Origin of the sequence: Streptomyces sp. NBC_00287 (genome assembly GCF_036173105.1) — a bacterium.
Lineage (GTDB): Bacteria > Actinomycetota > Actinomycetes > Streptomycetales > Streptomycetaceae > Streptomyces.
In genome coordinates this window covers 5,423,422-5,450,413 of record NZ_CP108053.1, presented here as the reverse complement: position 1 = coordinate 5,450,413, position 26,992 = coordinate 5,423,422, and the positions used below count along the sequence as shown (strand labels likewise).

Genomic DNA, 26,992 nt, shown 5'->3' with positions numbered 1-26,992 from the left:
GAGGGGGAGGTTCCTGTGGATCACATGTGTTTCGCAACAAATGTCATGAAACGGTACGGGGGTTGGCTTATGCCCCGAATGCCTTATCCTTGCCCTTGACGGGCTTCGCCCCCGCGCGGAGATGAGCCGGGACCAGATCGATCGCCGGCTCGCTGTAGCCCACCGACACGATCCTGTCGCCCTGATACGTGAACGACGTCAGGGACGCCAGCGTGCACTCGCGGCGACGCGGATCGTGCCACAGGCGGCGCTTCTCGACGTAGGACCGCACGATCCAGATCGGCAGCTGATGGCTGACCAGCACGGCCTCGTGACCGCGCGCGCGGTCCTTCGCGGCATCCAGCGCCCCCATCATCCGTACGACCTGCTCGAAGTACGGCTCACCCCAGGACGGCTTGAAGGGGTTGATGAGGTGCTTCCAGTTGGCGGGCTGGCGCAGCGCCCCGTCGCCGACGCCGAAGGTCTTGCCCTGGAAGACGTTGTCGGCCTCGATGAGCCGCTCGTCGGTGGCGAGGTCGAGGCCGTGCGCCTTGGCGATCGGCGTGGCGGTCTCCTGCGCGCGCTCCAGCGGGGAGGAGACGACGTACGTGACATCGCGGGGCGCGAGGTGCTCGGCGACCCGGTCGGCCATCCGGCGCCCGAGTTCGGAGAGGTGGTAGCCGGGCAGACGGCCGTAGAGGACGCCGTCCGGGTTGGCGACCTCGCCGTGCCGCATCAGGTGGACGACGGTGAAGTCCAGGTCGGTGCTCATGCCGCCGTCGCCTCCGCCGCCGCACGGGCCGCCGCCGGAAGGGCGTCGGCGATCTTCTGCACGGCCCGCTCGTCGTGGGCGGTGGAGACGAACCAGGACTCGAAGGAGGAGGGCGGCAGATAGACGCCGTTCGCCAGCAGCGAGTGGAAGAAGGCGGTGAAGCGGAAGGAGTCCTGCGCCTTGGCGTCCTCGTAGTTGCGCACGGGCCGGTCCGTGAAGAACACCGAGAACATGTTGGAGGCGGTCTGCAGCCGGTGCGCGACGCCTTCCTTGGTGAGCGCCTCGGTGACCAGGGTCTGGATCTGCTCCGAGACCGCGTTGATCTTGTCGTAGGCGGTGTCGTCGAGGAGCCGGAGCTGGGCGAGACCAGCGGCCGTGGCGACCGGGTTCCCGGAGAGGGTGCCGGCCTGGTAGACGGGCCCGGCGGGCGCCAGGTGCGCCATGACGTCCGCCCGTCCGCCGAAGGCCGCGGCCGGGAAACCGCCGCCCATGACCTTGCCGAAGGTCATCAGGTCCGGGACGACCCCGTCGATGCCGAACCAGCCGGCGCGGCTGGTGCGGAAGCCGGTCATGACCTCGTCGGAGATGTAGAGGGCGCCATTGGCCTGGCAGGCGTCCTTCAGACCCTGGTTGAAGCCGGGCTGCGGCGGTACGACGCCCATGTTGCCCGGCGAGGCCTCGGTGATCACGCAGGCGATCTCCCCGGGGTGCCGGTGGAAGGCCTCGTGCACGGCTTCGAGGTCGTTGTACGGCAGCACGATGGTGTCGCCGGCCTGGGCGCCAGTGACGCCCGGGGTGTCGGGCAGCGCGAAGGTGGCGACACCGGAGCCGGCGGCGGCCAGCAGCGAGTCGACATGGCCGTGGTAGCAGCCGGCGAACTTGATCACCTTGGTGCGCCGGGTGAAGCCGCGGGCGAGCCGGATGGCCGACATGGTGGCCTCGGTGCCGCTGGAGACGAGCCGCACCTGCTCGAGGGGGTCGATCCGGGCGACCATCTCCTCGGCGAGGGCCACCTCCCCCTCCCCGGGCGTACCGAAGGAGGTGCCGCGCGAGACGGCGTCCTGGACGGCGGCGATGACCTCCGGGTGGGAGTGCCCGAGGATCATGGGACCCCAGGAGCAGACGAGGTCGACGTACTCGCGTCCGTCGGCGTCGGTCAGATACGCGCCCTTGCCGGACACCATGAACCGGGGCGTTCCGCCCACGGCGCGGAAGGCGCGCACCGGGGAGTTCACGCCGCCGGGCGTGACGGCCGCCGCACGGTCGAACAGAGCCTGCGACTCAGGCGCATCGTATGAATAAGGCAGTGAGCTCATGTCCTGCGACTTCTCCGACCTTCTCCGACTGCTCGGACTCCGCTTGTCAGTGACCTCCTCAGGGTAGGCCAGGGGGCCCTCGGGCCCGTGAGCCCGCTCTCTACTGACCCGACAACCAGTCCCCTCTCCCCCGTCATCTGCGAAACTGGGGGCTGGTACAAGATCCTGCGGACAGGTGTTTCAGCGCACGTTTCGGCGAGCGGCCGTGGGGGAGGTCACTGACACGATGATCGGGTTGCGCGGCGGGGGCCGCACATCCTAGAAAAGCAGTCGGGTGGAGATATGCATCGCGGTGGCGGACTGGGCGAGGGGACTGATGACCTTGGTCCTCGACGTGCCCGGCGGGGAAGGCACCGGCGCGACGCGGAGGAAACGGCAGAAGCACGGCAGGCACAGAGCGGCGGACAGACGGATCCCGAGCGGATCCGGGCGGCGAGCAGGAATGGTGGTCGGGTGGGGGTGACGTACAAGTACTTCGGCGCGCCGGACGGCGCGACCGCGGCCCGCGTCCCGATCTCGATGCGCCCCGAGGAACTCGGCGGCGACGAGCTCGGCATGAACGGCATGTTCACCAAGATCAAGCCGGAGACGATGGCCGCGATGGTACTGACGGGCATCGAGGGCGTCCCCCTGCACAAGGTGCCCCCACTCGAGCTGGTCGTCCTGCACCCCGACTACGCGGTCGTCAAACTCCCCATGACGGTCGTCGACCCCCTCCGCGGCATCGGCGAGGAAGCGGTCGGCGCGGCAGCCTTCATCTGGTCGACGGTCCCGGACCGCGGGGGCCCACGGGACGCGTTCAATGTGTACCAACTGCTGCATGAGTGGCAGGACTTCAGCCATCGGCTGCATGAGGCGGGGCATCAGCCGTACTGCCTGGTGTGGCCCTAGCAGCAGGAGCAGCCCGGGCCGCAGCCGTGCTCTCCGGTGGAGGCGGACGCGGTGATGGGGGCGCAGCAGCCCTTGCCCTGCCAGGCGTCTCGGCCTTCCTTGGCGGCTATTGCGGCTATGAGCAGCGCGGCGATCGGGTCGGCCCAGGACCAGCCGAGGGTGGCGTTGAGGAGTAGGCCGAGCAGGAGGACCGCGGACAGGTAGGTGCAGAGCAGGGTCTGCTTGGAGTCCGCTACCGCTGAGGCGGAGCCCAGTTCGCGGCCTGTGCGGCGTTGCGCCGCGGACAGGAATGGCATGACCGCCAGGGAGAGGGCGGCGAGCGCTATGCCGGGGATCGAGCGGTCGGCCTCGGTGGTGCCGGTCAGGGCGCGGAGGGCGTCGGCGGTGACGTAGGCGGCCAGTGCGAAGAACGAGACCGCGATGATCCGCAGGGTGGTCCGCTCACGTGCCTCGCGGACCGCGTGGTCGCGGGCGGAGAACTGCCAGGCGACCGCGGCGGCGGAGGAGACCTCGACGACCGAGTCCAGGCCGAAGCCGATCAGCGCGGTCGAGGCGGCCAGAGTGCCGGCGGTGAGGGCTACGGCGGCCTCGATGACGTTGTAGGTGATCGTCGCGGCCACCAGCAGCCGTATCCGACGGGCCAGCGCATCGCGGCGGGCCGGGGACGGCCCCAGGGATATCGCCGTCATCAGCAGCAGTCCTCGGTCTCGGCGCCGGGGCACTGCTTGTCCGACTCGACGGCGACCACCGCGGCGAGGAGGTCCTCCAAGGCGTGGCCGAGTCGCGGGTCGGCCAGTTCGTACCGGGTGCGGCGGCCGTCCGGGGCGGTGACCACCAGTCCGCAGTCGCGCAGGCAGGCGAGGTGGTTCGAGAGGCGGGTCCGGGAGACGTCGAGCTCGTCCGCCAGGTCGGCCGGGTAGGCGGGCGCCTTGCGCAGGGCGAGGAGGATGCGGCAGCGGATCGGATCGGCGAGCGCGCGTCCAAAACGGGCCAGCACGTCGATGTCGGGGGCAACGGTCAGCACATCATTGACAGTACAGGGAATCCTGAATTCAGGAAATCCTGTACTCAGGATTCCTGATCCTCTCCGCGGGCCCGGTGCGGTCGAGCTCCTCGTCCAGGGCCAGGGCCGCCGTGATCAGGGCGAGGTGGGTGAACGCCTGGGGGAAGTTGCCCAGTTGTTCGCCGGTGGGGCCGACCTCCTCACCGAACAGGCCGACATGGTTGGCGTAGGTCAGCATCTTGTCGAAGGCATAGCGGCCCTGGTCGAGGCGGCCGGAGCGGGCGAGGGCGTCGACGTAGAGGAAGCTGCACAGCGAGAAGGTGCCCTCGCTGCCGCGCAGACCGTCGGGGGACGCGGCGGGGTCGTAGCGGTAGACCAGGCTGTCGGAGACCAGTTCCGTGTCCATGGCGTCGAGGGTGGACAGCCAGCGCGGATCGCGGGGCGTGATGAAGCCGACCGATGGCATCAACAGCAGTGAGGCGTCCAGCACTTCGCCGCCGTAGTGCTGGACGAACGCCTGGCGCCGCTCGCTCCAGCCGCGGTCCATGATCTGCCCGAAGACGGCGTCGCGGGCGGTGATCCAGCTCGCCAGGTCGGCGGGGCGGGCCAGCTCGCGGGCGACGCGGATGCCGCGGTCGAAGGCCGCCCAGCACATCAGCCGGCTGTAGGTGAAGTCCTGTCGGCCGCCCCGGGTCTCCCAGATGCCCTCGTCGGGGCGGTCCCAGTTCTCCACCAGCCAGTCGAGCACCTCGGCGAGGCCCCGCCAGCCGTCGTACCCCATGTGGTGGGCGAGATCCTCGGTGTGGGTGAGGGCGTGCACCGCCTCGCCGTAGATGTCGAGTTGGAGCTGGTCGGCGGCGCCGTTGCCGATCCGGACGGGCGCGGAGCCGCGGTAGCCCTCCAGGTGGCCGAGTGTCTCCTCGGCGAGATGGGGGTCGCCGTCGATGCGGTACATGATCTGCAGCGGCTCACCGGTGACCGTACGGCCCTCGCGCAGCCGGTCGCCGATCCAGCTCCGGAAGGCGTGGGCCTCCTCGCTGAAGCCGAGGCCGAACAGGGCGTGCAGGGACAGGGAGGCGTCCCGGACCCAGGTGTAGCGGTAGTCCCAGTTCCGCTCGCCGCCGAGCTGCTCGGGCAGGCCCGCCGTCGCGGCGGCGATGGGGGCGCCGGTGGGGGCGTAGGTGAGCAGCTTCAGCGTGATCGCGGACCGGTTGACCGTCTCCAGCCAGCGGCCCCGGTAGCGGCTGCCGCGGACCCAGCGGTGCCAGAAGGAGTACGTGTTCTCGAACTGCGTACGGACGCTGTCGGGCGTCGGCGACGGTGGCGGTTCGCCGCCCGCCGCGCACACCGTCAGGACCGTCGCCGCCAGCTGTCCCTGGTCCAGCTCCACGAAGGCGCGTACGTCCTGGCCGTCCGGTTGCAGGGACACCGGTCCCGCCGCCTGGAGGAAGGCCTCGGTGCCGGGGCCGGAGAAGTGGGCCATGTCCTCGTGCAGGGTGAGGCGGTGGTCGGCGCGGGCGTAGTCGAAGCGGGGGCGGCAGGTGAGCGAGAAGCGGACCCGGCCCCGCGTCACCCGCATCACCCTGACCAGCTGGTGACGGTCGGTTGCCGTCTCCGGGCGGTCGACGGGCATGAAGTCGACCACTTCGCCGACTCCGTCGGGGGTGAGGAAGCGGGTGACGAGTACGGCGGTGTCGGCCAGGTAGAGCTGGCGGGTCGTCACGTGCTCGCCTTCCACGGTGATCGCGAAGTGTCCGGCGCGGTCGTGATCGAGCAGGGCCGCGAAGAGACTGGGCGAGTCGAAGCGCGGTGCGCAGAACCAGTTGATGACGCCGTCGGAGGAGACGAGGGCGGCGGTCTGGAGGTCGCCGATCATTCCGTGGTCCGCGATGGGCGGGTAGCGCCGCATGGTGATCCCCTCGGGTCCTTGTCCGGCGGACGGCTTCGTACGTCGCGACTCCGGTTCTTGGCCGGCGGTCGGCCCCTTACGTCTCGACCCTCCGGTCCGTGTCCGGCGTACGGCTCCGTACGCCCCGACCTTCCGGTCCGCGTCCGGCGGACGGCTTCGTACGCCCCGACCTTCCGGTCCGCGTCCGGCGGACGGCTTCGTACGCCTCGACCTTCCGGTCCGCGTCCGGCGGACGGCTCCGTACGTCTCGACCCTCCGCGCCCCGCCGACGCCCGGCCATGGGGGCCGAGCCGTTCGGGTGATGGGCGCCGCGGGGGCTGTTGGCGTGAATCACCGGCACCCCCGGTCGCCTGGGCGTGCGGCCGCTGCCCGGCGGCGCTTCACTGAGTTGACGGTCGACCCGGAACACGCAGGAGACGGCATGGCTGGACAGGTGACGCGAGCCGCTGCGACGGCCCTGCTGGCGACGGTGCTCGCCGCGGGCGCGAGCGGCTGTACGGACGACGACAACGGCGCCGGTTCGGACGCCGCGAGCAGGGCGGCCTCCGCGGCCTCCTCCCTGGCCTCCCAGGGCTCCGAGGCCGTCGCCTCGGCCGCCGCGAAGGCCGGGGAGGCACTGGAGTCGATCAAGGGGGGCGTCGACGCCAAGGACGAGGTGAAGCTGGGCGAACCGGGGACGGACGACGACGGACGGACCACGGTCACCGTGACGGCGCGGAACACGGCGGGCGACCCGAAGTCCTTCGCCGTACAGGTCGAGTTCCGGGACGAGGACGGGAACCTCATCGACATGGTCGTGGTGACCATCTCCGACGTGGCCGCCAACTCCGAGGGCACGGGGACGGCACGCAGCACGCACAAGCTCGCCGGCAGCGTGAAGGCGGAGGTCGGCACGGCACTGCGGTACTGAACCGACGGCGGCGACGCACCAGCGCGGGAGGCGGCATGGCGTGGACGGCGCGGATCCAGCGTCTGCGCGCCCGCGCCGAGGAGCGCCTGCCCGTCCTGAGCGAGCTGACGAGCCGACTGCTGTCCGCGAACCTCCTGGACGCGGGGACCAGACTCGCCGCCCAGGCGTTCCTGGCCGCCGTACCGCTGCTGTTCGCCGTCGCCGCCTTCACCCCGCACGGCGTCCGCGAGCAGCTGAGGGAGTCGCTGCAGGCGATGTTCGGGCTGAGCGGACAGGCCAATACGGAGTTGCAGCAGGTCCTGGGGGGCTCCGCCGACGACACCGTGCGCGAGACCAGCGGCGCCGTCGGCGTGGTGGTGGCGCTGGTCTCCGCCACCAGCTTCAGCCGGGTCATGGCCCGGGTCTGCGAACGGGCCTGGCGGCTGCCGAGGGCGAGCACCCGGATCGCGGTCTGGCGGTGGTTCGCGTGGCTCCTCGTGCTGATGCTGTTCGTGCTGTTCCAGGGCCCCATCCGCAGCGGCTTCGGCGTCGGCCTGTGGCTGGGCATCCCCGTGCTCTTCGTGGTGAGCACGGGGGTCTGGCTGTGGACGCAGCGCCTGCTGCTGGCGGGCCGCGTCGGCTGGCTGCCGCTGCTGCCCGGCGCGATCCTGACCGCTGCCTCCACGACCGCCCTCGCCCTGACCGCCCGGCTCTACGTCCCCAACGCGCTCAACCGCGCCCTGGAGGAGTACGGCTCCTTCGGCCTGGTCCTGACCGTGCTGTCCTGGCTGATCGTGGTGTGCGCCGCGGCCACCTTCTCGGTGACCATCGGCGCGGTCCTGGCGGAGGAGCCGCCGCTGAACCGGCTCCTGACGAGGGACCGCGCCACCGGTGAGTAGGGTGCCGTTACTCCGGCTTCACGCCGCCTGCAGCGCACCCTCCTCCGTCTCGTCCAGCAGATCCAGCAGCGTCGCCCGCGCCCGCGCCACGCGCGAACGCACGGTGCCGACCGGACAGTCGCTCACCTCGGCGGCCTCGGCGTACGGCAGTCCGAGCAGTTGGGTGAGCACGAAGGCCTCCCGGCGCTCGTCGGGCAGTGAGGCCAGCAGATCGAGCAGGACGACACCGTCGTCGAACCCGGGCAGGCCTCGCGGCTGGGCGTTCTCCACGGCCACTTGCCAGTCGGGTACGTCGGACAGGCGCGGCCGCGCGGACGCGCACCGGTAGCTGTCGATCACCGCGCGGCGGGCGATGGCGAGCAGCCAGGAGCGGGCTGAGGAACGGCCCTCGAACCGGTGCAGGCTGCCGAGCGCACGCAGGAACGTGTCCTGCGCGAGGTCGTCCACAGCCTGGGGATCGGCGCACAGGTGGGCGACGAAGCGCAGCACATCGCGGTGCAGCGCGCGCACGAAGTGCTCGACCGCGACCGTGTCACCGGCCCGGGCGGCGAGCGCCCACGCGGTTATCGACTCATCCAGGGAGGGGGAGGTGGATCTGTGGGACGCCGCCGGTTTCGGCAGGGCAGGAGCGATCACCTGATGTCCTTCGGGTCGTCCGGAGTCCGGACCGCAGACGTGCGGCACGCGAGGACACGGCACAGACAGGCGCGGCGGTCCGCGACCCGGTGAGTGAAGTGGGGATACGGCCAGTACGGCCGTCAGCGCCGGCTGTCGTCAGGCGACAGCGAGCCCCACCGGCGGACCCCGAGAGGTGATCGCATGGACGAGAAGGAGACGCGGCACCCGGTGCGGACGGCTTCGGTCCGGACGTAGGCGCGGACGTTCCTGGGGTACGGGCAGGTCGAGCAGGAGCCGCAGCGGTGCGGCCAGCCATCCGGCCACCGCCCGCAGGATGCGGAACGCGGCCTTCTCGCCGTATGCCAGCCACAGGCCGCACAGCAGGGCGGCGAGCAGGTGGGCGGCGAGCATGCCGAAGGAGGACGAGGAATCGGCCGCCGCCGTCATCGAGGCGCCATGATCCATGTGGCTCATATCCATGGCGTCCATGGAGTGCATGTGCCCGGCGCCCATATCCGTCGCGGGCGTCGACTGCGCCCGGGAGAACGCCGAGTGCAGACCTGTCTGCGCGGCCACCACGACCGTCACGATCAGGGGCAGCCCCCGCTCACGGCCGGCCAGCATCCAGCCGACAGCACTCGTCGCGACCACCCCGGCGGCCAGCGCCCACGCGGGCACATGGCTGCCGGACATCAGGACGTGGCCCAGGGCGGCGAGCAGCACACAGACGGCCGCGAACACCGCGGCCCTGATCGTGCGAGTCCACCACCCTGCTGTCATGGCGCCTCATCCTCGCATCCGGGCATGGTCCGTCAGGCGTGGGTACGACTTTCGCCTCCGATCGGTTCACGCGTTCATGTCCATGAATAAAAATCAAGTACACGGATATTGACGCGCACACAACACCACACACAAGCTTCCGGGAGAAAGCGCTTACCCCCAAGGCTCTGGAGGCACCCGATGCACCTGAGACCCGCCCTCGCGTGCGCCGCACTGCTGGCCGGTGCGCTGGTCTCGCTGTCCGGCAACCCGGCGCAGGCCGCGACCACCCGGTACGAGGCCGAGGCCGCCGTCTGCACCGGCACCATCGACTCCGACTGGGCCGGGTACTCCGGCAGCGGCTTCTGCAACGGCACCAACGCCATTGGCGCCTACGCCCAGTTCACCGTGAACGCGGCCACCGCAGGCACCGCGACCCTGAACCTCCGCTTCGCCAACGGCACCACCACGGCCCGTCCGGCGAGCCTGATCGTCAACGGCACCACCGTGCAGACCCCGTCCTTCGAGGGCACCGGCGCCTGGTCGACCTGGGTCACCAAGACGCTGACCGTGACGCTGAACGCGGGCAGCAACACCATCCGCCTCAGCCCGACCACCGCGGCCGGCCTGCCCAACCTCGACTACGTGGACGTCGTCACCGGCGACACCCCGCCGCCGACCGGCAGCGCGCTCTACGTCGCCCCGAACGGCACCGACAGCGCCGCCGGCACCCAGTCCGCGCCGACCACGCTCACCTCGGCGATCAGCCGGATCAGCGCCGGCGGAACCATCTACCTGCGCGGTGGGACGTACAACCAGGCCTCGACGGTCACGATCCCGGCCGGCAACAACGGCACCGCGAGTGCCCGCACCACGCTGGCCGCCTACCCGGGCGAGACCCCGGTGCTCAACTTCTCTTCCCAGACCGAGAGTTCATCGAACCGCGGGCTCCAGCTCAATGCCTCGTACTGGCACATCAAGGGTCTGATCGTCGAACGGGCCGGGGACAACGGCATCTTCGTCGGCGGCAGCAACAACGTCATCGAGCGCACGGTGACCCGCTTCAACCGTGACACCGGGCTCCAGCTCGGCCGGATGACCTCCACCACGCCGACCGCCCAGTGGCCGTCCAACAACCTGATCCTGAGCGCCGAGTCGCACGACAACGCCGACTCCGACGGCGAGGACGCGGACGGCTTCGCCGCGAAACTCACCAGCGGCACCGGCAACGTCTTCCGCTACGCCGTCGCCCACAACAACATCGACGACGGCTGGGACCTCTACACCTACGCCGACGAGGACCCCATCGGCCCGGTGACCATCGAGGACTCCCTCTCCTACGAGAACGGCACCCTCAGCGACGGCTCCCAGGCCGGCAACGGCGACCGCAACGGCTACAAGTTGGGCGGCGAGGACGTGCCGATCAACCACATCGTGCGGCGCAGCATCGCCTTCGACAACGGCAAGCACGGGTTCACCTACAACAGCAATCCCGGCACGATGACGATCTCCAACAACGTCAGCGTCGACAACACCGAGCGCAACTTCAACTTCGATGCGGGCACCTCGGTGTTCCGCGACAACACCTCCTGCCGCAGCAGCAGCGGCACGAACGACCGGATCATCGGCAACTCCGACACCTCCAACCAGTTCTGGTCCGGCACGAACGGCTCCCGCTGCTCCTCCTACGACGGCGCCCTCGGCTGGTCCTTCGCCTCGGACGGCCGCCTGGTGGTGACGTTCGGCGGCACGGTGGTCACGCCGTAACCCGACGGCACCGGCGCCCGACCCGCTCACGGGCGCCGGTGCTCACCTCACCCCGACGGTCCGCAGAATCACGGGCACCAACGTCCGCGCCGCGTCGACGACTTCGCGCACCGACACCTGCTCGCGAGCGCTGTGCGCGACCCCGATGTCCCCGGGCCCGAACTGCAAGGCAGGAATCCCGGCACCGGCATACAGCCGCAGATCACTCCCATACGTCGCACCCCGCACCCTCGGGCGGGCGCCGCCGACCGCGTCGGCCCGCGCGTCCCGCACCACGTCCGCCAGCGGATGCCCGTCCGGCAGCGCCCCGCTCGCGAACTGCCCACCGGGCCAGGTCACTTGAGCCGGATGCTCGCGCAACCACGGATCCTCCGCACACGCCTGCGCCACGCACCGCTCGAACTCTTCTCGTGCACTGGCCGGTTCCTCCCCCAGCCGCACCCCGAGGCGCCCCTCGGCCACCAGCAGATCGGGCACGCTGCTCGCCCAGTCACCGGCGCGCAGGGTGCCGACGGAGAGGCCGTACGGGATCGGGTACTCGGCCATCAGCGGTACGGGGTCCCTGTTCCGCTCGGTCTCGAGGCGGGCCAGCGCCCGATGCAACGGCATGTACGCATCGATCGCGCTCACGCCCTGCTCCCGCGAACTGCCGTGCGCCGACTTCCCCGGCACCGCGATTCGGAAGGTCAACGCACCGGCGTTGGCGGTGATGACACTCCCGCCGGTCGGCTCGGTGATGACACAGGCGTCACCGCGGTACCCGCGCCGCAGGGTCCCGAAGGCGCCGATCCCGCCGTCCTCCTCCCCCACGACGAAGTGCACGGCGACCCGCCCACGCAACCGAACCCCGGCCGCCCGTATCGCGGCAAGCGCGGCGAGGTGCGCGACCAGCCCACCCTTCATGTCACAGGCGCCTCGGCCGTGCACGAGATCTCCGGTGACCCGGGGGACAAAGGGATCGCCGTCCCAGGTGGCGAGGTCTCCGGGGGGTACGACATCGACGTGGCCCTGGAGGATGAGGGTCGGCCCGTCCTCGCCGGCGGTCACACCGACCAGCCCCCAGGCCTCGTCCCGAGGGGCTTCGGAGCCGGGAAAGTCGGGGTCGGCGCGCAGATCATTCAGATCCATGGACCACAAGTCGACGTCGAGACCGAGAAGTTCAAGCCGCCGAGCAAGATGATGCTGAATCTCAGCTTCGGCCGCGCTCCCGGTGACGCTGGGTATCGCAATCAGCTCAAGCAAAGTACGGCCGACGGCGGCGTCATCGATCGCGGCAAGCGCGGCACCCTCTTCACGGCTCAACATAACGCCGGAGCCTAATAGCGCCCCTTCAGGGGCGCGGGGCTGTGTTGACTCTGCGGCTACCGCCGCGTGGGCGCGAGCAACCCACAGACACCCGCACCCGGCAACGCCACTCAGCCACCCCCCACCGTGAACCCGATAACAGACCCACCCCCCGCCCGCCGCGCAGCGAACGTCGCACCCCCATGCGCCAACGCAACCTCCCGCACAATCGACAAACCCAGCCCCGACCCCGGCAGGGACCGCGCATCGGCTGCCCGATAGAACCGATCGAACACATGCGTAAGGTCGTCGTCCGTAATCCCCGGCCCCCGGTCCAGCACCTCCACCCGAACAGTCCCGTGCACCGCAGGCCCCGCCACATTGATCTCAATCGGCGCCGACCCGCCCCGGTCGAACTTCGCCGCGTTCTCCACAAGATTCGACATCGCCCGCTGAAGCATCCCCGGCCGCCCGTCCGTCGCCGTGTCCCCGCTGGCCCGCACCACGATCCGCCGCCCGGTACGCCGCTGGGCCAGCCCCGCCACGTCCTCCGCGATGTCGGCGAGATCGACCCGCTGCGGTGGCTCCGAGTCGGACTGTCCCGCCGCGAGATCCACCAACTCGTTGACGAGATCGGTCAGTTCACGTGCCTCCTGGGAGAGGTCGGCGACCAGCTCGGCGCGGGTCTCCGGCGGGAACTCGTCGATACGGCGCAGCAGGGAGATGTTGGTCCGCAGGGATGTCAACGGCGTACGCAGTTCATGCCCCGCGTCCTGCACCAGGCGCCGCTGGTCCTCCTCGGACTGGGCGAGTCGCCCCAGCATGCGGTCGAAGGCGCGGCCGAGGCGCCCCACCTCGTCGTAGCCGGTCACCGGCACCTGGATGCCGAGCCGCCGCGTCCGCGCGACATCCTCCGCGGCGGAGGTGAGGACGATCAGCCGCCGGGTGATGCGCCGGGCCAGCCACCAGCCGAACAGACCGGCCCCGACCACCACCGCGGACATGAGGATCAACGTCCGCTGCTGAAGCGCCCGCAGCAGATCCTCGGTGTTGCTGAACTCCTGCGCGATCTGCACCGCTCCCCGCCCGCCGCCGAACGAGACGGTGGCGACGCGGTAGACGTCGTCGCCGACATCGACGTCCGCGTGCACGACCGTGCGCCCGGAGACCTGCTGCGCGGCGATCCGCCGGTCGGAGCCGGTGACGGGAAGGCCGGGGCGGCCGGGGTCGTAGATCGAGCCGTCCGGGCCCAGCACCTGTACGTCCGTACGGGCAGGGCGCACCAGGTCGTGGCCGGGCGCGGTGGAGGAGAAGTCCACCGGCTCCATCCGCCGGTTGCTGACCTCGTCCCGCACGTCCTGGACGACCTCGTCGAACACGGACTGCTGGTCCACCCGTACCAGCCGGGCGGCGGCGCTGTAGGACAGGATGCCGACGAGCACGGTGACGGCGGCGGTCACCGCGGCGAAGGACACCGCGAACGTGGTGCGCAGGGAGACCAGTCGCGGCCGTGGGCGCCGTAGCAGCCGCCCGACGCGGCCCACTCAGTCCTCCCGGAGCACGTAACCCACGCCGCGCACCGTGTGGATCAGCGGAGGGGCGCCGGGCTGGTCGAGCTTGCGGCGCAGATAACCGACGTAGACGGCGAGGTTCTTGGAGCCGGGGCCGAAGTCGTAGCCCCAGATGCGGTCGTAGATGGTGGCGTGGTCGAGGACGATCCCGGCGTTGCGCACCAGCAGTTCCAGCAGCTCGAACTCGGTGCGCGTCAGCTCCAGTTCGCGCCCGCCGCGCCAGGCCCGGCGCGCCTGCGGGTCCATCCGCAGCCCGGCCGCCTCCAGGGACCGCTCGGGCTCGGGCTCCAAGGGCGCCTGCTTCGGTACGTCGACGATCTCGCCCTGCCCTGTGCGGCGCAGCAGAGCCCGCAGCCGGGCGAAGACCTCCTCCACGTCGAAGGGCTTCACGACATAGTCGTCGGCGCCCGCGTCCAGACCCGCGATGCGGTCCTGGGTCTCCACGAGCGCCGTCAGCATCAGGATGGGGGTGCGGTCACCCTCGGCGCGCAGCACCCGGCAGACCTGGAGGCCGTCGATGCCGGGCATCATCACGTCGAGGACGAGCACGTCCGGCGGTGCCGTGTGGGCCTGCGCCAGCGCCTCCACGCCGTCGGCGACCGCGGTGACCCGGTAGCCCTCCAGGGTCAGGGCACGCTCCAGGGCATGCCGGATGGCGCGGTCGTCTTCGGCGAGGAGAACGGTGTGAGGCACGTCGCCAGTGTGCCAAGGCGGCCGGTCGTACGACGTGACGAGCAGCTCACCCCGGGTCCTTCTTACTGGCCTCTCACCCGGTGGGCCGCAGCGCGGCGAGCTGTTCCTCGAAGGGCACGAAGCGCTCCTCCTCGGCCTTGGCTGCACCCAGCCCACTCATCAGCGCGGCCAGCTCCCCCGCCGCCCGCCCGATACGCCCGTCCAGACCCTCGGCCCCCCAGTCCTCCGAAGCCGCATACACCCCGGTCGGGACGACCACCGCCTTCAGATACGCGAAGAGCGGGCGCAGGGCGTGTTCCAGGACCAGGGAGTGCCGGGCCGTGCCGCCGGTCGCGGCGATGAGCACCGGCTTCCCGGCGAGCGCCTCCGGCTCCAGGACGTCGAAGAACGACTTGAACAGTCCGCTGTACGACGCCGAGAACACCGGCGTGACCACGATCAGCCCGTCGGCCCCCGTGACCGCATCCTGCGCGGCGGCCAGCTTCCGGCCCGCGAAACCGTTGGTGAAGTTGTGCGCGATCTCCACCGCGAGGTCGCGCAGCTCCACGACCTCGATCTCGGCCCCGGTCCGCCCGGCGGCCGCGGCGGCCAGCCGGTCGCCGAGCAGCCGGGTGGAGGACGGGACACTCAGCCCCGCAGAGACGACGACGAGCTTCATACGAGGGTCTCCTTCCGAGACAGCAGGGAAGCGTGGGTGGGAGCCTCCGGAACATCGGCCGGACGGCCCTTGGCGAACTCCTTGCGCAGCACCGGCACGACCTCCTCGCCGAGCAGATCGAGCTGTTCCAACACGGTCTTCAGCGGCAGCCCGGCGTGGTCCATCAGGAACAGCTGGCGCTGGTAGTCACCGGCGTACTCGCGGAAGGACAGGGTCTTCTCGATCACCTGCTGCGGCGAGCCGACGGTCAGCGGGGTCTGCTCCGTGAAGTCCTCCAGGGAGGGCCCGTGCCCGTAGACCGGCGCGTTGTCGAAGTACGGCCGGAACTCCCGCACCGCGTCCTGCGAGTTGCGGCGCATGAACACCTGGCCGCCGAGCCCGACGATCGCCTGCTCGGGCGTGCCGTGCCCGTAGTGGGCGTACCGGGCCCGGTACAGCTCGACCATCCGCTTGGTGTGGTCGGCCGGCCAGAAGATGTTGTTGTGGAAGAACCCGTCGCCGTAGTAGGCCGCCTGCTCGGCGATCTCCGGCGAGCGGATGGAGCCGTGCCAGACGAACGGCGGTACGCCGTCCAGGGGCCGCGGCGTGGAGGTGAAGCCCTGCAGCGGGGTGCGGAACTTCCCCTCCCAGTTCACGACGTCCTCGCGCCACAGCCGGTGGACCAGGGCGTAGTTCTCGACGGCGAGGTTGATGCCCTGCCGGATGTCCTGCCCGAACCAGGGGTAGACCGGGCCGGTGTTGCCGCGGCCCATCATCAGGTCCACCCGGCCGTCGGCCAGGTGCTGGAGCATCGCGAAGTCCTCGGCGATCTTCACCGGGTCGTTGGTGGTGATCAGCGTGGTGGAGGTGGAGAGGATCAGCCGCTCCGTCCGCGCCGCGATGTAGCCGAGCATCGTGGTCGGCGACGACGGCACGAACGGCGGGTTGTGGTGCTCACCGGTCGCGAAGACGTCCAGGCCGACCTCCTCGGCCTTCAGCGCGATGGCGACCATGGCCTTGATGCGCTCCCGCTCGGTCGGCGTCCGGCCCGTGGTGGGGTCCGGCGTGACGTCGCCGACGCTGAAGATCCCGAACTGCATGGTCGCTCACCCTCCAGGTTGTTGACCGTTCAACTATACCGCTGAACGGCAGGCGGGCCTCCCCTATTCCGCAGGACCTCCCCTAATCCATTTGACGCCCGCGCGACCCTCCGGGATATTCATCTGCGTGACACAGATATTGCATGACACAGACGATGCTCGGCGGGACGCCCCGCTCCCGGCCCGCACCCGCTGGGCGATCCTCGCGGTCATCCTGGCCGCCGACGTCCTCGACCTCCTCGACGCCACGATCACCAACATCGCCGCCCCGACCATCACGGCCGACCTCGGCGGCGGCGCCGGTCTGATCCAGTGGCTCGGCGCCTCCTACGCACTCGCGCTGGGCGTCCTGCTCGTCCCCGGCGGACGGCTCGGCGACAAGTACGGCCGCCGGCGGCTGTTCCTCATCGGCCTCACCGGGTTCTTGATCGCGTCCCTGGCCTGCGGCCTCGCCCCGGGCCCGGAGTTCCTGGTGATCGCCCGGCTCGCCCAGGGCGCGTTCGGCGCGCTCGTCATCCCGCAGGGCTTCGGGATCATCGGCGCGACCTGGCCCCGGGAGCAGATCGGCAAGGCGTTCAGCCTGTTCGGGCCGGTGATGGGCCTGTCCGCGGTGGGCGGTCCGATCCTCGCCGGGTTCCTCGTCGACGCCGATATCGCGGGCCTCGGCTGGCGCCCCATGTTCCTGATCAACCTGCTGCTCGGCGGCGCCGCCCTGTTCGCCGCCGTACGCCTGCTCCCTCGGGACACCGGCGACCGGACCGTCCGCGTCGACGGCCCCGGCTCGGCCCTGCTCGGCGGCGCGCTGCTCGGCCTGCTCGGCGGCCTGATCGACGGCTCGGCTGGGGGTCCCCCCTCTGGGGGAGGCTGGACGCCCCGAGCGTTCACCGCCCTCGTCCTGGGCGCGGTCCTCTTCGTCGGCTTCTGCCACCGCCAGCGCACCGCACCCAACCCCCTGCTGAAACCCTCCCTCCTCCGCGACCGCGGCTTCACCTCCGGCCTGACGCTCGGCATCGTGGTCTTCGCCGCGACGGCCGGCCTCCTCTACGTCATCTCCCTCCACCTCCAGGAGGGACTGCACCGCTCCCCCGCGGGCACCGCGGTGGGCCTGATCCCGCTGTCCCTGGGGATCGTCATCGCCTCGATCGCGTGTTACCAGCTGATCCACACCCTCGGCCGCCGTCTGGTCCTGGCCGGACTGCTGATCATCCTCGCGGGCTGCGTCTGGCTGGCCCTACTGCCCGACGCCGACGGCTGGGCCCTGGTCCCACCGCTCCTCGTCATGGGCCTCGGCATGGGCACGTGCTTCGGCACGGTCTACGACATCACCGTCGGCGACATCTCCCCGGAGGAGTCGGGCAGCGCGAGCGGCTCCCTCGGCGCCGTGCAGCAGGTGGCGAACGCGATCGGGGCGGCGGCGGTGACGACGGTCTACATCAACGCGGTCGAGAGCGGCGAGGCCCACGCCACGACCCTGAGCCTCACGACGGTCGCGGTCGCCATCGCCGTATGCCTGCCGCTGGTGGGGTTGCTGCCGCGCAGGGCGCCGGAGGAGGGCCACTGAGCGCTCCGCTGGAAGTGCCGCGTCATGCCGTCGGTTTCAGGGCGCCGGCCGACAGCGGGTCACGGTACGAGCACCAGCCGACCGCGCACCCCACCCTCCGCCAGCCGCGCATGGGCCTTCGCCGCATCGTCCAGGGCGTACGTATCGGCGACCCGGAGCGTCAGCAGGCCCTCGTCGGCCAGTCGGACCAGCTCAGCGAGTTGTGAGCCGTCGGCGTTCACCTCGACCGCGTCGACCCGCACCCCGCGCACGGATGCCGGTTCGGCATGCGGGATGACGCCGACGTAGGTGCCCCCGTCGCGCACCCGCGCCAGGGCCGGCTCGCCGAGCACCGCCGCGTCGAGCACGGCGTCGAAGCCGCCCTCGGCGCCGCTCACAAGGCGGTCCGCCCCCAGGGACCGTACGAGCTCCTCGTCCGCCTCCCGGGCCAGCGCGGTCACCGAGATACCGCGGTGGGCGGCGAGCTGGACGGCGTACCCACCGACCGCCCCCGCGGCCCCGGTGACCAGCAGCGACTGCCCCGGCGTCACCTTCAGCAGATCCAGGGCCTGTACGGCGGCCAGGGCGTTCAGCGGAATCGTGGCCGCGTGGACGGCGTCGACGCTCAACGGCGCCTTGGCCACCGCGTCCGCGTCCACGACGACGTACTCGGCGTGCGTGCCCAGCGGCTTCAGCACGCCGTAGACGAGCGCCACCACCTCGTCACCGACGCTCCAGCCGGACGCCTCTCCGGTCGCGTCCACCGTCCCGGCGACATCCCAGCCAAGACCGATCCGCTCGCCCGCGCCCCCGAAGACGCCCTCCCGCACCCCGGCGTCCACCGGGTTCAGCGTGGCCGCCGCCACCCTGATCCGTATCTGCCGCGCCCCCGGCTCCGGCACCTCGTTCTCCACGACCTCCACGGCCTCGGGCCCGCCGAACGTCGTCACCACCACAGCACGCATGACTGACAGCTCCTCAATTGCTGGTGAAAGCCTCGGTATCTCCTCGGCCCCAGCAACCCTAGGAAGAGCTACTATCTATTCGTAAGTAGTTACCTGAAGGTGCGTACATCACCCGGAGGTGAGCGATGGCGACGCAGACCGCGGCCCAGCGGCGCGAACAGGCACGCATCGAGTACGACGCGTTCCTGCGCGGCTGCCCGACCAACCAGCTCCTCGACCGCATCAGCGACAAGTGGGTCAGCCTGGTCGTCTCCGCCCTCGCCGCAGGACCGATGCGCTACAGCGACCTCGGCCGCAGGATCGCGGGGGTCAGCCCCAAGATGCTGACGCAGACGCTGCGTTCACTGGAGCGCGACGGCATCCTCAGCCGCACGGTCACCCCGTCCGTACCGGTCCGCGTCGACTACGAACTCACCCCGCTCGGCCACAGCCTGGCCCTGCTGCTGACCGCGGTGAAGGACTGGGCGGAAACCAACATCGAGCAGGTCCACGAGGCGCGGGAGCGCTACGACGCGGACAACTAGGGCTTCTCGGCGCGCAGTCGGGCCACCTGCTCACCGCTGAACTCCACCGTGCGCCTCATGTGCCCGATGATCAGGGCGAGTTCGGACTCGTCCAGATCGTCGAAGAGCGCCGACCAGCCGCCGCCGAGGCGCTCCCACATCCGCCCGAACTCGGCGACCTTCTCCGGCACGGTCGCCACCAGCACCCGCCGCCGGTCCTCGGCGTCCCGCTCCCGGACCACGTACCCCGCCCGCTCCAGCCGGTCGACCAGCCGCGTCGCAGAGCCCGTGGTCAGCCCCGTCAGCTCCGCGACCCGGCCCGTGGTCACCGGGCCACCCTCCAGCGTGAGCAGGTTCAGACACTGCAGATCGGTCGGGTGCAGGCCGATACGGTCGGCGACGGCCTGGTTGAACAGCGCGTACGAGGCCATGTAACGCCGGGACACCGCGGACAGCTCCCCGAGCAACCGCTCCCGTGCGCTTCCGCTCTCCGCCATGCCACTCCCCGTCATCTGCGCCGTGCAGAGATCGTACGACGCGGGACTTCTAGAAGTAGTACGCGTCCCCCGTGTCCAGGATCAGCACCCGCTGGCGGTCGTTGTCCGGATTGCGGTCCACCGCCCCGCTGCTCCACACCGTGTCGATCTCCAGCTGCACCTCGGTCGGCGCCTTCCGCAGCTGGACGCGCAGCGCGATCCTCTCCCCCGCCTCGTCCGCCGCCAAGGCCCCCACCCGGCACAGCACCGCCCGCGCACCCGACCGGGCACACCCGTACGGCAGCTCCTGCCGGTCGGCGAGCGGCTCGGACCAGCGCAGCCGTACCGTCGCGTCCGGCACCGCCGACGGCCCGTGGTTACGCGGGGTGAACCGCAGATCGACCTCACCGGAGGTCAGGGACGCGGCCCCGTGATAGGCGAGATCAGCCTCCGGTTCCTGGGCCGCGTCGGCCCCCGCCGCCCCACCCCCCACCAGCAGCACCGCCGCAACCCCGGCCCCGAGCACCCGCACACTCCGCATACCGCCCACTCCATCCGTGGCCACACAACGTCAGTCAGCTCGTCGTACGGATGTATCCCACGTGGAGCGAGTCACAGGCGCCGTCCATCAGGTGACGGACCGCAAACGGCCGTATGCGAAGCTGCACCGCATGCTCGTCCTCCGCTCCGCCACCCTCTTCGTCGTCGCCGCCCTGTTCGAGATCGGTGGAGCCTGGCTGGTCTGGCAGGGCGTACGGGAGCACCGCGGCTGGCTGTGGATCGGCGGTGGTGTCCTCGCGCTCGGCGCCTACGGCTTTGTGGCCACCCTCCAGCCGGACGCCCACTTCGGCCGCATCCTCGCCGCGTACGGCGGGGTCTTCGTGGCCGGCTCGCTCGCCTGGGGCATGGTCGCGGACGGCTACCGGCCCGACCGGTGGGACGTGGCGGGCGCGCTGATCTGCCTCGCGGGCATGGCCGTGATCATGTACGCCCCGCGAGGCAGCTGAACTCCGGGGTCAGGCCGGTGGCAGCAGCCCCAGCTGGTCGAGGAACTCCATCTCGTCGAAGTAGAGCCGGTAGTCGACGATGTGTCCGCTGTCGTCGACGGTGGCGAAGTCCACCCCGCGGATCCTGATCTCCTTCTGCGTCGGGGGCAGCGTCTCGCCTGTCGGCAACTGGATCGGGCCCGTGTTCCGGCCGCTGAAGAACCCCTCGTCGATGGCCGTGTTGCCGACCTCGTACGAGTGCACGGACTCGTACTTGCCCTCGGGGACCGCTTCCGTCATCTGGCGCCAGTACGCGGCGATGTCGTCCCGGCCGTGGAGCTCACCGCCGTCGGGCGTGACGGCGACCGCGTCCTGCGCGTAGAGCTCGCCGATCGTCTTCTGGTCCGCCGTGGTGATGGCTTCCGTGAGCCGGTCCATGACCTCACGCGCCTGTCCCATGATCCACCTCCCGTTGTGGAGGATCACCCACCTCATTTTCCCACCGGATCGGACCACGCACCGCTCGCGGGCGGGAGCCGGAGCGCAGCCTCCCGGCGGGCCGAGCTCCCCAGCCGCCCCCACCAACCGCCCGCAGGATGAGATCCCGAACCGCCCCGCAGACCGCCCGCCTATCCTGGCCGGACAGCCTTTCGACTCCAACCTCCAACCTCCAAAACCTCGACCTTCGACCGGTCCGTCCCGAGGAGCAGTCCCATGGCCAGCGCCGCACCCTCCGCCGCCACCCGCATCGCCGTCGTCACCGGTGCGAGCAGCGGGATCGGCGCCGCCACCGCACGGCAGCTCGCGGCGGCGGGGTACCGGGTCGTCCTGACGGCCCGCCGCAAGGACCGTATCGAGGCGCTGGCGGAGGAGATCAACGCGGCCGGCCACTCGGCGGCGGCGTACCAGCTCGACGTCACCGACCGCGCCGCGGTGGACGAGTTCGCGACGGCCTTCAAGGCGATCGGCGTCCTCGTGAACAACGCCGGCGGAGCCCTCGGCGCCGACCCCGTGGCCACCGGCGACCCGGCCGACTGGCGCACGATGTACGAGACGAACGTCATCGGCACCCTCAACCTCACCCAGGCCCTGCTCCCGAAGCTGGAGGCGAGCGGCGACGGAACGGTGGTCGTCGTCTCCTCCACCGCGGGCCACTCCACCTACGAGGGCGGCGCGGGCTACGTCGCCGCCAAGCACGGCGCGCACGTCCTGGCGGAAACCCTCCGCCTGGAGATCGTCGGCCGCCCGGTCCGCGTCATCGAGATCGCGCCCGGCATGGTGCGGACGGACGAGTTCGCGCTCACCCGCTTCGGCGGCGACGAGGAGAAGGCGGCGAAGGTCTACCAGGGTGTGGCCGAGCCCCTGACCGCGGACGACGTGGCCGACACGATCACTTGGGCGGTGACCCGCCCCAGCCACGTCAACATCGACCTGCTGGTCGTCCGCCCGCGCGCACAGGCGTCGAACACGAAGGTCCACAGGGAGCTGTGATGACGGACGAGAGCCCCAAGGACGCCGGGAACCCCGCGGACCCCGGTGAGCACCACAACGAACGCCAGATGTGGTGGTGGCTCGCCTACTTCCTCTTCGGCATCCACATCGTGGCGTTCGTCATGATCTACGCGTTCACGCACGCTCCGAAGTAGCCGCGCAGCCTCCAGCCACGCTCAGCCGACTCGGCACCGCCCCCCATCGGTGCCGATGCCTTGACGGGCCCTAACTCTGATGATTTCATCAATCTTGAAGAAATTGACACTTCGACTGCCTGAGCCGCCGTCCGAAACGGGACATTCTGGAGGGCTTCGCAATGACGCATGCCGCAACTCCGCACGCATACACCACGCCTCCGCCACGCGTCCGCGCGGTGATGGAAGAGGCGGTGCAGAGACTGTCCAGGGTCGATCAGCTCGTGGCCGAACTGCCCGAGACGCCACCCCGCGCACCGGAAGGGGACGGTGCCGAGGAGCGTCTGGGCGAAGTCACCGTCACCCACCGCTTCGTCGACGCCCCTGGTGACGGCGAAACCGTGCGCTGGCACTACGTCGAGGGCGGGCCTTCCGACGCCCCTGTCGTCGTCTTCCTCCACGGCGTACCCGACTCCTGGTGGCAGTGGCACTACGCGATCGAGGCCCTCGGCTCCGACCACCGCTGCCTGGCCATCGACCTGAAGGGCTACGGCCAGTCGGAGAAGGGCACCGGTGACTTCCGCCAGGAGGGAGTCGCCATCCAGCTCGAAGCCCTACTGGACCAGCTTCGGGTAGAGCGCTTCACCCTGATCACGCACGACAGGGGCACTCCGGTCGGAGACCATCTCGTGGCCCGGATGGGGAGCCGCGTCATCCGCTACGGCCGGGGACAGCAGCACCTCTGGCATCTCCATCCCGACCTGCATCCCCAGCAGGCGGTGTTCACCTCGCCCGACGCCCCGTCCACGCTGGCCGACGCCCGCCGGCTCGTCGTCACCGCCTACTCCCTGCTCGCCGAACGCGAGGTGAAGGTGTCGGACCTCGTCCGAACCGTGCAGGAGTTCAGCTACGACGGAATCAGCACCGCCGTTCCCCGTTACTTCAACTCCTCGTCGTTCCGCCAGGAATGGATCGAACGACGTACCCGGCTCATCCCGCAGTGGAAGTGCCCTGTCCTGCTACTCCAGGGAGCGGACGACCCTCTCCAGCCCCGCGAGTTCTACACCGACCCCCAGGTGCTCGCGGAACTCCCGGAGGGAAGCGGTGTGCACCTCTTCGATTCCGGCCACTTCTGGCCCTTCGAGGCCCCCGAGGAAGTGGTCACCGTCCTTCGGGACTTCCTCAAGTAATGATGATGCAGTGACGCACGCTCCGAAGTAGAACCGTCACTGTGGACAGACACATACGCTTCGACACCCTGCACAACTTCCGCGACCTGGGCGGCTACCGGACGCCGGACGGCCGCCGCATCCGCCCCGGCCGCCTCTACCGCGCCGACTCCCTCGGCAAGCTCACCGAAGGCACCGAGGACTGGTCCCGCTTCCTGGCCCTGGGTGTCCGCACGGTGATCGACCTGCGCTACCCCTGGGAGATCGAGTCCCGCGGCAGGGTCCCGGACCATCCGAGCCTCACGTACCACAACCTGAGCATCGAGCACCGCCCGTACAACCAGGCGGCTCTGACCGCTGACGTCCACGCCGGCCCCTACCTCGCGGAACGCTTCCTGGAGGTGGCCGAGGACGGCAGGGAGGAAATCCGCGAAGCCCTCGAACTGATAGCGAAATCAGCGGAGTCGAACGAAGGCCCCCTGGTCTTCCACTGCGCCTCGGGCAAGGACCGCACGGGCGAAATGGCGGCCCTGGTCCTGTCCCTGCTCGGCGTCGACGACCAGACGATCATCGAAGACTTCAGTCTCACGGAACTGGCCACGGAGTCCCTGCTGGCAGACTGGCGAGCGAAAAACGACGGCCGCTCCCCGCAGTGGCCGGACTTCGCCAGGGCGCCGGAGGCGGTAATGCGCCTGTTCCTGGCGGCCCTGAAGGACCGCTACGGCTCGGTAGAGGGCTACGTAACAAAGGCCCTGTCCGTGGACGCGAAGGCACTGGCCCACACCCTCCGAACCGCCCTACTGGAACAACCCCCCACCATTTACCCGGCGTTGACCTACCGCAAGGCAACGCCCGCCGACGCCCCCACCCTGGTCCACCTCCACGACTCAGCGGCCCTGTGGCAACTGGCCCGAGGAATCGACCAATGGAAGCCGGGCGCGAAGAACGAGACCCACTTCCGCGAGCGCATGCAGGACGGCGAGGTCTGGCTGGCATACATGGACGACCACCTTGTCGGCGCCTGGGAACTCTGGTGGACCGACCCGGCAGCCTGGGGCCCCCGCCCCGAGGACGCGGGCTACATCCACCGCCTGATGACGACTCCCCACACGGCCCCGCCGAACACCGGCCGCCACATGCTGGCGGAGGCGGAGTCCCGCATCGCCGAGGCCGGCCGCCCCTACGCCCGCCTGGACTGCCTCTCCTCCAACCCCCGCCTCCGCGCGTACTACGAGTCCGCGGGCTACAAGGTGGTCGGCGAACAGCGCGCCAAGGACGGCGGCACGGGAAGCCCGTACGCGGTGACACTGCTGGAGAAGAAGCTGGCCTGACCTGCGAAGGGCCCGAGCCGTACCCGGCCCGGGCCCCACGGTCAGCCCTTCACGCAGACGACCTGCTTCAGCTTCGCCACGACTTCCACCAGGTCCCGCTGCTGATCGATGACCTGCTCGATCGGCTTGTAGGCGCCCGGGATCTCGTCCACGACGCCGGAGTCCTTACGGCACTCCACGCCCCGCGTCTGCTCTTCCAGATCCTTCGTCGAGAAACGCTTCTTCGCGGCGTTACGGCTCATACGCCGACCCGCGCCGTGCGAGGCCGAGTTGAAGGACCGCGGATTTCCGAGGCCCTTCACGATGTACGAACCCGTGCCCATGGAGCCCGGGATGATCCCGTACTCGCCGGAGCCGGCCCGGATCGCGCCCTTACGGGTCACGAGCAGGTCCATGCCCTCGTAGCGCTCCTCGGCCACGTAGTTGTGGTGCGCGCTGATCTCCGGCTCGAAGGTGGGCTTCGCCTTCTTGAACTCCTTGCGGACCACGTCCTTCAGGAGCGCCATCATGATCGTGCGGTTGTACTTGGCGTACTCCTGCGCCCAGAACAGGTCGTTTCGGTATGCCGCCATCTGCGGGGTGTCCGCGATGAAGACAGCGAGGTCACGGTCGACCAGGCCCTGGTTGTGCGGGAGCTTCTGGGCCACGCCGATATGGAACTCCGCCAGCTCCTTGCCGATGTTCCGGGAACCGGAGTGGAGCATCAGCCAGACAGAACCGGTCATATCCGTGCAGACCTCGACAAAGTGGTTTCCGCTGCCGAGCGTTCCCATCTGCTTAGTGGCACGTTCCTGACGGAATTTGACCGCCTCCGCGATCCCGTCGAAGCGACCCCAGAAGTCGTCCCACCCGGACGTACCGAAGCCGTGCATCCGGCTCGGGTCGACGGCGTCGTCATGCATCCCCCGCCCCACCGGAATAGCCTGCTCGATCTTCGACCGCAGCCGCGACAGATCCCCCGGAAGATCGTTCACCGTCAGAGACGTCTTCACCGCCGACATCCCACACCCGATGTCCACCCCCACCGCCGCAGGACACACCGCCCCCTGCATCGCGATGACGGAGCCCACCGTCGCGCCCTTGCCATAGTGAACGTCCGGCATGACCGCCAGGCCCTTGATCCACGGCAGGGTCGCCACGTTCCGCAGCTGCTGGAGGGCTACGTCCTCCACCGTCGCGGGGTCGGTCCACATACGGATCGGAACCTTCGCGCCGGGCATTTCCACGTACGACATATCGTCCTCATTCCCCCGAAGTCCCACACAAGTCTCAAATCGCAAAACCGGCGCCAAGGTCAACGAAAGGGACAACGGACCGGCGTTCACGGCAGTGCGTGCGATAGACATTGTCTCCAGGGGCCGCCCCCACCCCGCAAATCATTAACCCGCAGCGAGAGGAGCCGACCGTGCAGCGGAAGGCGTACGTATCCGGCGCCGCCGCGCTCCTCGCGGCGCTGCTGGCCGGCTGCACCGGCAGCTCCACGGACGGCGGCCCGACGGACGGCTCCAACCCGGGCGACTCCGGTACGGCGACCGCGGCGGCCGAGCCCGGTCGCTACCGCACACTCCCCGAACCCTGCGGCGCCGTCGACCCCGACACCCTCGACGCCCTCCTCCCCGGCATCCTGCAGATCGCGGACGAGAACCAGCGCGAGAAGGCCTACGAGGGCACCGCGACCCTCACGTACGACACCGACCGCAAGGTCGGCTGCCGCTGGAAGGTGGAGTCGGCGGACGCCACCGACCACCTCTTCGTCGACTTCGAGCGCGTGGTGTCCTACGACAACACCGTCAGCGACGACAGTCAGGCCGAGCAGGTCTTCGCGACCCGGCAGACCGCGGCGGACCTCCCGGAGCCGACTGCCACGGAGTCCGCAACGGAGTCCGCCGGCGAGACGCCCGGCGCCACCCCGAGCGACGCCGCGTCCGCCTCCGTGACTCCCTCGGACTCCGCGTCCTCCTCTTCCTCCACCTCCCCCTCCCCGTCCACCACGCCCACCGATCTCCAGCCCCGCGTCCTCGACGACCTGGGCGACGAGGCGTTCCTGAACGACGTGTTGAGCAGCGCCGGTTCCACGGCCCAGCAGCGCACGGTGACTGTGGCGTTCCGCACGTCCAACGTCATCGTGACCATCCAGTACGAGGAGCAGCCGGCCACCGTCGGCACCGTCCCGGACAGCAAGGAAATGCAGGACAGGGCCCAGAAACTGGCGGCCGAGCTGGCCGACGCGCTGTCCGGCTGAGGCTCGCCGACGGGCGTTTGTGAAGACGGCGAAACAGAAACGCACGGCTTGCTCACCGCGTACCGTGG

29 protein-coding genes are annotated in these 26,992 nt (G+C 70.1%); 12 read left to right on the top strand and 17 right to left on the bottom strand.

The genetic code is table 11. The features are described from left to right. Nucleotides 1–67: 67 nt before the first annotated feature. Nucleotides 68–751, bottom strand: coding sequence for a histidine phosphatase family protein (locus OHT76_RS24840; protein WP_328873069.1), 684 nt, complete (start codon nt 749–751; stop codon nt 68–70). Then, nucleotides 748–2,067, bottom strand: a complete 1,320-nt coding sequence (hemL, locus tag OHT76_RS24835) for a glutamate-1-semialdehyde 2,1-aminomutase (protein WP_328873068.1) — start codon at nt 2,065–2,067, stop codon at nt 748–750. Before hemL ends, OHT76_RS24840 begins: the two co-directional genes overlap by 4 nt. A gap of 282 nt (nt 2,068–2,349) precedes the next feature. Between hemL and OHT76_RS24830 the strand changes: the two genes are divergently transcribed. Then, nucleotides 2,350–2,958 (top strand): hypothetical protein, encoded by a 609-nt coding sequence (locus OHT76_RS24830; RefSeq protein WP_315886321.1) that lies wholly within the window; start codon nt 2,350–2,352, stop codon nt 2,956–2,958. On the opposite strand, the gene OHT76_RS24825 is transcribed toward OHT76_RS24830, so the two are convergent. The 3 genes from OHT76_RS24825 to OHT76_RS24815 are packed head-to-tail and all read right to left on the bottom strand — an operon-like array spanning nt 2,955 to nt 5,870. Next, nucleotides 2,955–3,647: a cation transporter gene (locus OHT76_RS24825; protein ID WP_328873067.1), complete on the bottom strand. Its 693-nt coding sequence runs from the start codon at nt 3,645–3,647 to the stop codon at nt 2,955–2,957. The two genes, OHT76_RS24830 and OHT76_RS24825, sit on opposite strands and share 4 nt — an antisense overlap. Continuing rightward, complete coding sequence (locus OHT76_RS24820) at nt 3,647–3,982, bottom strand: ArsR/SmtB family transcription factor (protein ID WP_328873066.1); 336 nt, start codon at nt 3,980–3,982, stop codon at nt 3,647–3,649. The genes OHT76_RS24825 and OHT76_RS24820 overlap by 1 nt, the downstream gene beginning before the upstream one ends. A 28-nt stretch (nt 3,983–4,010) precedes the next feature. Beyond that, nucleotides 4,011–5,870, bottom strand: coding sequence for a glycoside hydrolase family 15 protein (locus OHT76_RS24815; protein ID WP_328873065.1), 1,860 nt, complete (start codon nt 5,868–5,870; stop codon nt 4,011–4,013). Nucleotides 5,871–6,291: 421 nt separating this feature from the next. Between OHT76_RS24815 and OHT76_RS24810 the strand changes: the two genes are divergently transcribed. Then, complete coding sequence (locus OHT76_RS24810; protein ID WP_328873064.1) at nt 6,292–6,780, top strand: FxLYD domain-containing protein; 489 nt, start codon at nt 6,292–6,294, stop codon at nt 6,778–6,780. A gap of 35 nt (nt 6,781–6,815) precedes the next feature. Then, complete coding sequence (locus OHT76_RS24805) at nt 6,816–7,658, top strand: YhjD/YihY/BrkB family envelope integrity protein (protein WP_328873063.1); 843 nt, start codon at nt 6,816–6,818, stop codon at nt 7,656–7,658. Nucleotides 7,659–7,676: 18 nt separating this feature from the next. Here OHT76_RS24805 and OHT76_RS24800 read toward each other — a convergent pair whose 3' ends face one another. Further along, the gene (locus tag OHT76_RS24800; protein ID WP_328873062.1) at nt 7,677–8,294 is read right to left on the bottom strand and encodes a sigma-70 family RNA polymerase sigma factor; all 618 of its coding nucleotides are present in this window, start codon (nt 8,292–8,294) and stop codon (nt 7,677–7,679) included. 138 nt (nt 8,295–8,432) lie between these two features. Continuing rightward, entirely contained in the window at nt 8,433–9,056 is a 624-nt protein-coding gene (locus tag OHT76_RS24795) for a hypothetical protein (protein ID WP_328873061.1), read from the bottom strand. Between the two features lie 180 nt (nt 9,057–9,236). On the opposite strand from OHT76_RS24795, the gene OHT76_RS24790 reads away from it, so the two are divergent. Further along, nucleotides 9,237–10,802: a carbohydrate-binding protein gene (locus tag OHT76_RS24790; RefSeq protein WP_328873060.1), complete on the top strand. Its 1,566-nt coding sequence runs from the start codon at nt 9,237–9,239 to the stop codon at nt 10,800–10,802. Between the two features lie 42 nt (nt 10,803–10,844). On the opposite strand, the gene OHT76_RS24785 is transcribed toward OHT76_RS24790, so the two are convergent. The 5 genes from OHT76_RS24785 to OHT76_RS24765 all read right to left on the bottom strand — a co-directional run bounded on the left by OHT76_RS24785 (nt 10,845) and on the right by OHT76_RS24765 (nt 16,087). Then, nucleotides 10,845–12,107, bottom strand: a complete 1,263-nt coding sequence (locus OHT76_RS24785) for an ArgE/DapE family deacylase (protein ID WP_328873059.1) — start codon at nt 12,105–12,107, stop codon at nt 10,845–10,847. Between the two features lie 110 nt (nt 12,108–12,217). Next, nucleotides 12,218–13,630: a sensor histidine kinase gene (locus OHT76_RS24780; protein ID WP_328873058.1), complete on the bottom strand. Its 1,413-nt coding sequence runs from the start codon at nt 13,628–13,630 to the stop codon at nt 12,218–12,220. Then, nucleotides 13,631–14,350, bottom strand: coding sequence for a response regulator transcription factor (locus OHT76_RS24775; protein WP_328873057.1), 720 nt, complete (start codon nt 14,348–14,350; stop codon nt 13,631–13,633). It lies immediately after the preceding gene. A gap of 73 nt (nt 14,351–14,423) precedes the next feature. Then, on the bottom strand, nt 14,424–15,008 hold the full coding sequence (locus OHT76_RS24770; RefSeq protein WP_328873056.1) for an FMN reductase: 585 nt from the start codon (nt 15,006–15,008) through the stop codon (nt 14,424–14,426). Continuing rightward, the gene (locus tag OHT76_RS24765) at nt 15,005–16,087 is read right to left on the bottom strand and encodes an LLM class flavin-dependent oxidoreductase (RefSeq protein ID WP_328873055.1); all 1,083 of its coding nucleotides are present in this window, start codon (nt 16,085–16,087) and stop codon (nt 15,005–15,007) included. Before OHT76_RS24765 ends, OHT76_RS24770 begins: the two co-directional genes overlap by 4 nt. A 127-nt stretch (nt 16,088–16,214) precedes the next feature. On the opposite strand from OHT76_RS24765, the gene OHT76_RS24760 reads away from it, so the two are divergent. After that, nucleotides 16,215–17,648 (top strand): MFS transporter, encoded by a 1,434-nt coding sequence (locus OHT76_RS24760; RefSeq protein ID WP_328873054.1) that lies wholly within the window; start codon nt 16,215–16,217, stop codon nt 17,646–17,648. Nucleotides 17,649–17,707: 59 nt separating this feature from the next. On the opposite strand, the gene OHT76_RS24755 is transcribed toward OHT76_RS24760, so the two are convergent. Next, nucleotides 17,708–18,592: an NADP-dependent oxidoreductase gene (locus OHT76_RS24755; protein ID WP_328873053.1), complete on the bottom strand. Its 885-nt coding sequence runs from the start codon at nt 18,590–18,592 to the stop codon at nt 17,708–17,710. Between the two features lie 125 nt (nt 18,593–18,717). Between OHT76_RS24755 and OHT76_RS24750 the strand changes: the two genes are divergently transcribed. Beyond that, nucleotides 18,718–19,116, top strand: coding sequence for a winged helix-turn-helix transcriptional regulator (locus OHT76_RS24750; protein WP_328873052.1), 399 nt, complete (start codon nt 18,718–18,720; stop codon nt 19,114–19,116). Here OHT76_RS24750 and OHT76_RS24745 read toward each other — a convergent pair. Together OHT76_RS24745 and OHT76_RS24740 are read right to left on the bottom strand one after the other, a co-directional pair. Beyond that, a complete protein-coding gene (locus OHT76_RS24745) occupies nt 19,113–19,592 on the bottom strand; it encodes a MarR family winged helix-turn-helix transcriptional regulator (protein ID WP_328873051.1) in 480 nt (159 codons plus the stop codon). The two genes, OHT76_RS24750 and OHT76_RS24745, sit on opposite strands and share 4 nt — an antisense overlap. Before the next feature lie 49 nt (nt 19,593–19,641). After that, the gene (locus OHT76_RS24740; RefSeq protein WP_328873050.1) at nt 19,642–20,112 is read right to left on the bottom strand and encodes a hypothetical protein; all 471 of its coding nucleotides are present in this window, start codon (nt 20,110–20,112) and stop codon (nt 19,642–19,644) included. 130 nt (nt 20,113–20,242) lie between these two features. On the opposite strand from OHT76_RS24740, the gene OHT76_RS24735 reads away from it, so the two are divergent. Further along, nucleotides 20,243–20,578: a YnfA family protein gene (locus tag OHT76_RS24735; protein ID WP_328876612.1), complete on the top strand. Its 336-nt coding sequence runs from the start codon at nt 20,243–20,245 to the stop codon at nt 20,576–20,578. A 9-nt stretch (nt 20,579–20,587) separates the two neighbouring features. Here the strand turns inward: OHT76_RS24735 and OHT76_RS24730 are convergent, their stop codons facing one another. Further along, nucleotides 20,588–21,016, bottom strand: coding sequence for an ester cyclase (locus OHT76_RS24730; RefSeq protein ID WP_328873049.1), 429 nt, complete (start codon nt 21,014–21,016; stop codon nt 20,588–20,590). Between the two features lie 255 nt (nt 21,017–21,271). Between OHT76_RS24730 and OHT76_RS24725 the strand changes: the two genes are divergently transcribed. The 4 genes from OHT76_RS24725 to OHT76_RS24710 all read left to right on the top strand — a co-directional run bounded on the left by OHT76_RS24725 (nt 21,272) and on the right by OHT76_RS24710 (nt 24,682). Further along, on the top strand, nt 21,272–22,048 hold the full coding sequence (locus tag OHT76_RS24725) for an SDR family NAD(P)-dependent oxidoreductase (protein WP_328873048.1): 777 nt from the start codon (nt 21,272–21,274) through the stop codon (nt 22,046–22,048). Continuing rightward, nucleotides 22,048–22,203 (top strand): hypothetical protein, encoded by a 156-nt coding sequence (locus tag OHT76_RS24720; RefSeq protein ID WP_328873047.1) that lies wholly within the window; start codon nt 22,048–22,050, stop codon nt 22,201–22,203. The genes OHT76_RS24725 and OHT76_RS24720 overlap by 1 nt, the downstream gene beginning before the upstream one ends. A gap of 233 nt (nt 22,204–22,436) precedes the next feature. After that, nucleotides 22,437–23,372, top strand: a complete 936-nt coding sequence (locus tag OHT76_RS24715; RefSeq protein WP_328873046.1) for an alpha/beta fold hydrolase — start codon at nt 22,437–22,439, stop codon at nt 23,370–23,372. A 41-nt stretch (nt 23,373–23,413) separates the two neighbouring features. Next, nucleotides 23,414–24,682 carry a GNAT family N-acetyltransferase gene (locus OHT76_RS24710; RefSeq protein WP_328873045.1) on the top strand — a complete coding sequence of 423 codons (1,269 nt, stop codon included), beginning with the start codon at nt 23,414–23,416 and terminating at the stop codon, nt 24,680–24,682. Between the two features lie 41 nt (nt 24,683–24,723). Here OHT76_RS24710 and OHT76_RS24705 read toward each other — a convergent pair whose 3' ends face one another. Further along, nucleotides 24,724–25,917 carry an RtcB family protein gene (locus tag OHT76_RS24705; RefSeq protein ID WP_328873044.1) on the bottom strand — a complete coding sequence of 398 codons (1,194 nt, stop codon included), beginning with the start codon at nt 25,915–25,917 and terminating at the stop codon, nt 24,724–24,726. Between the two features lie 170 nt (nt 25,918–26,087). Between OHT76_RS24705 and OHT76_RS24700 the strand changes: the two genes are divergently transcribed. After that, nucleotides 26,088–26,924, top strand: a complete 837-nt coding sequence (locus tag OHT76_RS24700; protein WP_328873043.1) for a DUF3558 domain-containing protein — start codon at nt 26,088–26,090, stop codon at nt 26,922–26,924. Nucleotides 26,925–26,992 lie beyond the last annotated feature (68 nt).

Coding starts and splice junctions, on each gene's coding strand:
- OHT76_RS24720 (WP_328873047.1), top strand. CDS start 22,048: ATGACGGACGAGAGCCCCAAGGACGCCGGGAACCCCGCGGACCCCGGT.
- OHT76_RS24815 (WP_328873065.1), bottom strand. CDS start 5,870: ATGCGGCGCTACCCGCCCATCGCGGACCACGGAATGATCGGCGACCTC.
- OHT76_RS24730 (WP_328873049.1), bottom strand. CDS start 21,016: ATGGGACAGGCGCGTGAGGTCATGGACCGGCTCACGGAAGCCATCACC.
- OHT76_RS24785 (WP_328873059.1), bottom strand. CDS start 12,107: ATGTTGAGCCGTGAAGAGGGTGCCGCGCTTGCCGCGATCGATGACGCC.
- OHT76_RS24750 (WP_328873052.1), top strand. CDS start 18,718: ATGGCGACGCAGACCGCGGCCCAGCGGCGCGAACAGGCACGCATCGAG.
- OHT76_RS24770 (WP_328873056.1), bottom strand. CDS start 15,008: ATGAAGCTCGTCGTCGTCTCTGCGGGGCTGAGTGTCCCGTCCTCCACC.
- OHT76_RS24725 (WP_328873048.1), top strand. CDS start 21,272: ATGGCCAGCGCCGCACCCTCCGCCGCCACCCGCATCGCCGTCGTCACC.
- OHT76_RS24745 (WP_328873051.1), bottom strand. CDS start 19,592: ATGGCGGAGAGCGGAAGCGCACGGGAGCGGTTGCTCGGGGAGCTGTCC.
- OHT76_RS24790 (WP_328873060.1), top strand. CDS start 9,237: ATGCACCTGAGACCCGCCCTCGCGTGCGCCGCACTGCTGGCCGGTGCG.
- hemL (WP_328873068.1), bottom strand. CDS start 2,067: ATGAGCTCACTGCCTTATTCATACGATGCGCCTGAGTCGCAGGCTCTG.
- OHT76_RS24840 (WP_328873069.1), bottom strand. CDS start 751: ATGAGCACCGACCTGGACTTCACCGTCGTCCACCTGATGCGGCACGGC.
- OHT76_RS24740 (WP_328873050.1), bottom strand. CDS start 20,112: ATGCGGAGTGTGCGGGTGCTCGGGGCCGGGGTTGCGGCGGTGCTGCTG.
- OHT76_RS24810 (WP_328873064.1), top strand. CDS start 6,292: ATGGCTGGACAGGTGACGCGAGCCGCTGCGACGGCCCTGCTGGCGACG.
- OHT76_RS24830 (WP_315886321.1), top strand. CDS start 2,350: ATGCATCGCGGTGGCGGACTGGGCGAGGGGACTGATGACCTTGGTCCT.
- OHT76_RS24795 (WP_328873061.1), bottom strand. CDS start 9,056: ATGACAGCAGGGTGGTGGACTCGCACGATCAGGGCCGCGGTGTTCGCG.
- OHT76_RS24705 (WP_328873044.1), bottom strand. CDS start 25,917: ATGTCGTACGTGGAAATGCCCGGCGCGAAGGTTCCGATCCGTATGTGG.
- OHT76_RS24765 (WP_328873055.1), bottom strand. CDS start 16,087: ATGCAGTTCGGGATCTTCAGCGTCGGCGACGTCACGCCGGACCCCACC.
- OHT76_RS24825 (WP_328873067.1), bottom strand. CDS start 3,647: ATGACGGCGATATCCCTGGGGCCGTCCCCGGCCCGCCGCGATGCGCTG.
- OHT76_RS24735 (WP_328876612.1), top strand. CDS start 20,243: ATGCTCGTCCTCCGCTCCGCCACCCTCTTCGTCGTCGCCGCCCTGTTC.
- OHT76_RS24755 (WP_328873053.1), bottom strand. CDS start 18,592: ATGCGTGCTGTGGTGGTGACGACGTTCGGCGGGCCCGAGGCCGTGGAG.
- OHT76_RS24805 (WP_328873063.1), top strand. CDS start 6,816: ATGGCGTGGACGGCGCGGATCCAGCGTCTGCGCGCCCGCGCCGAGGAG.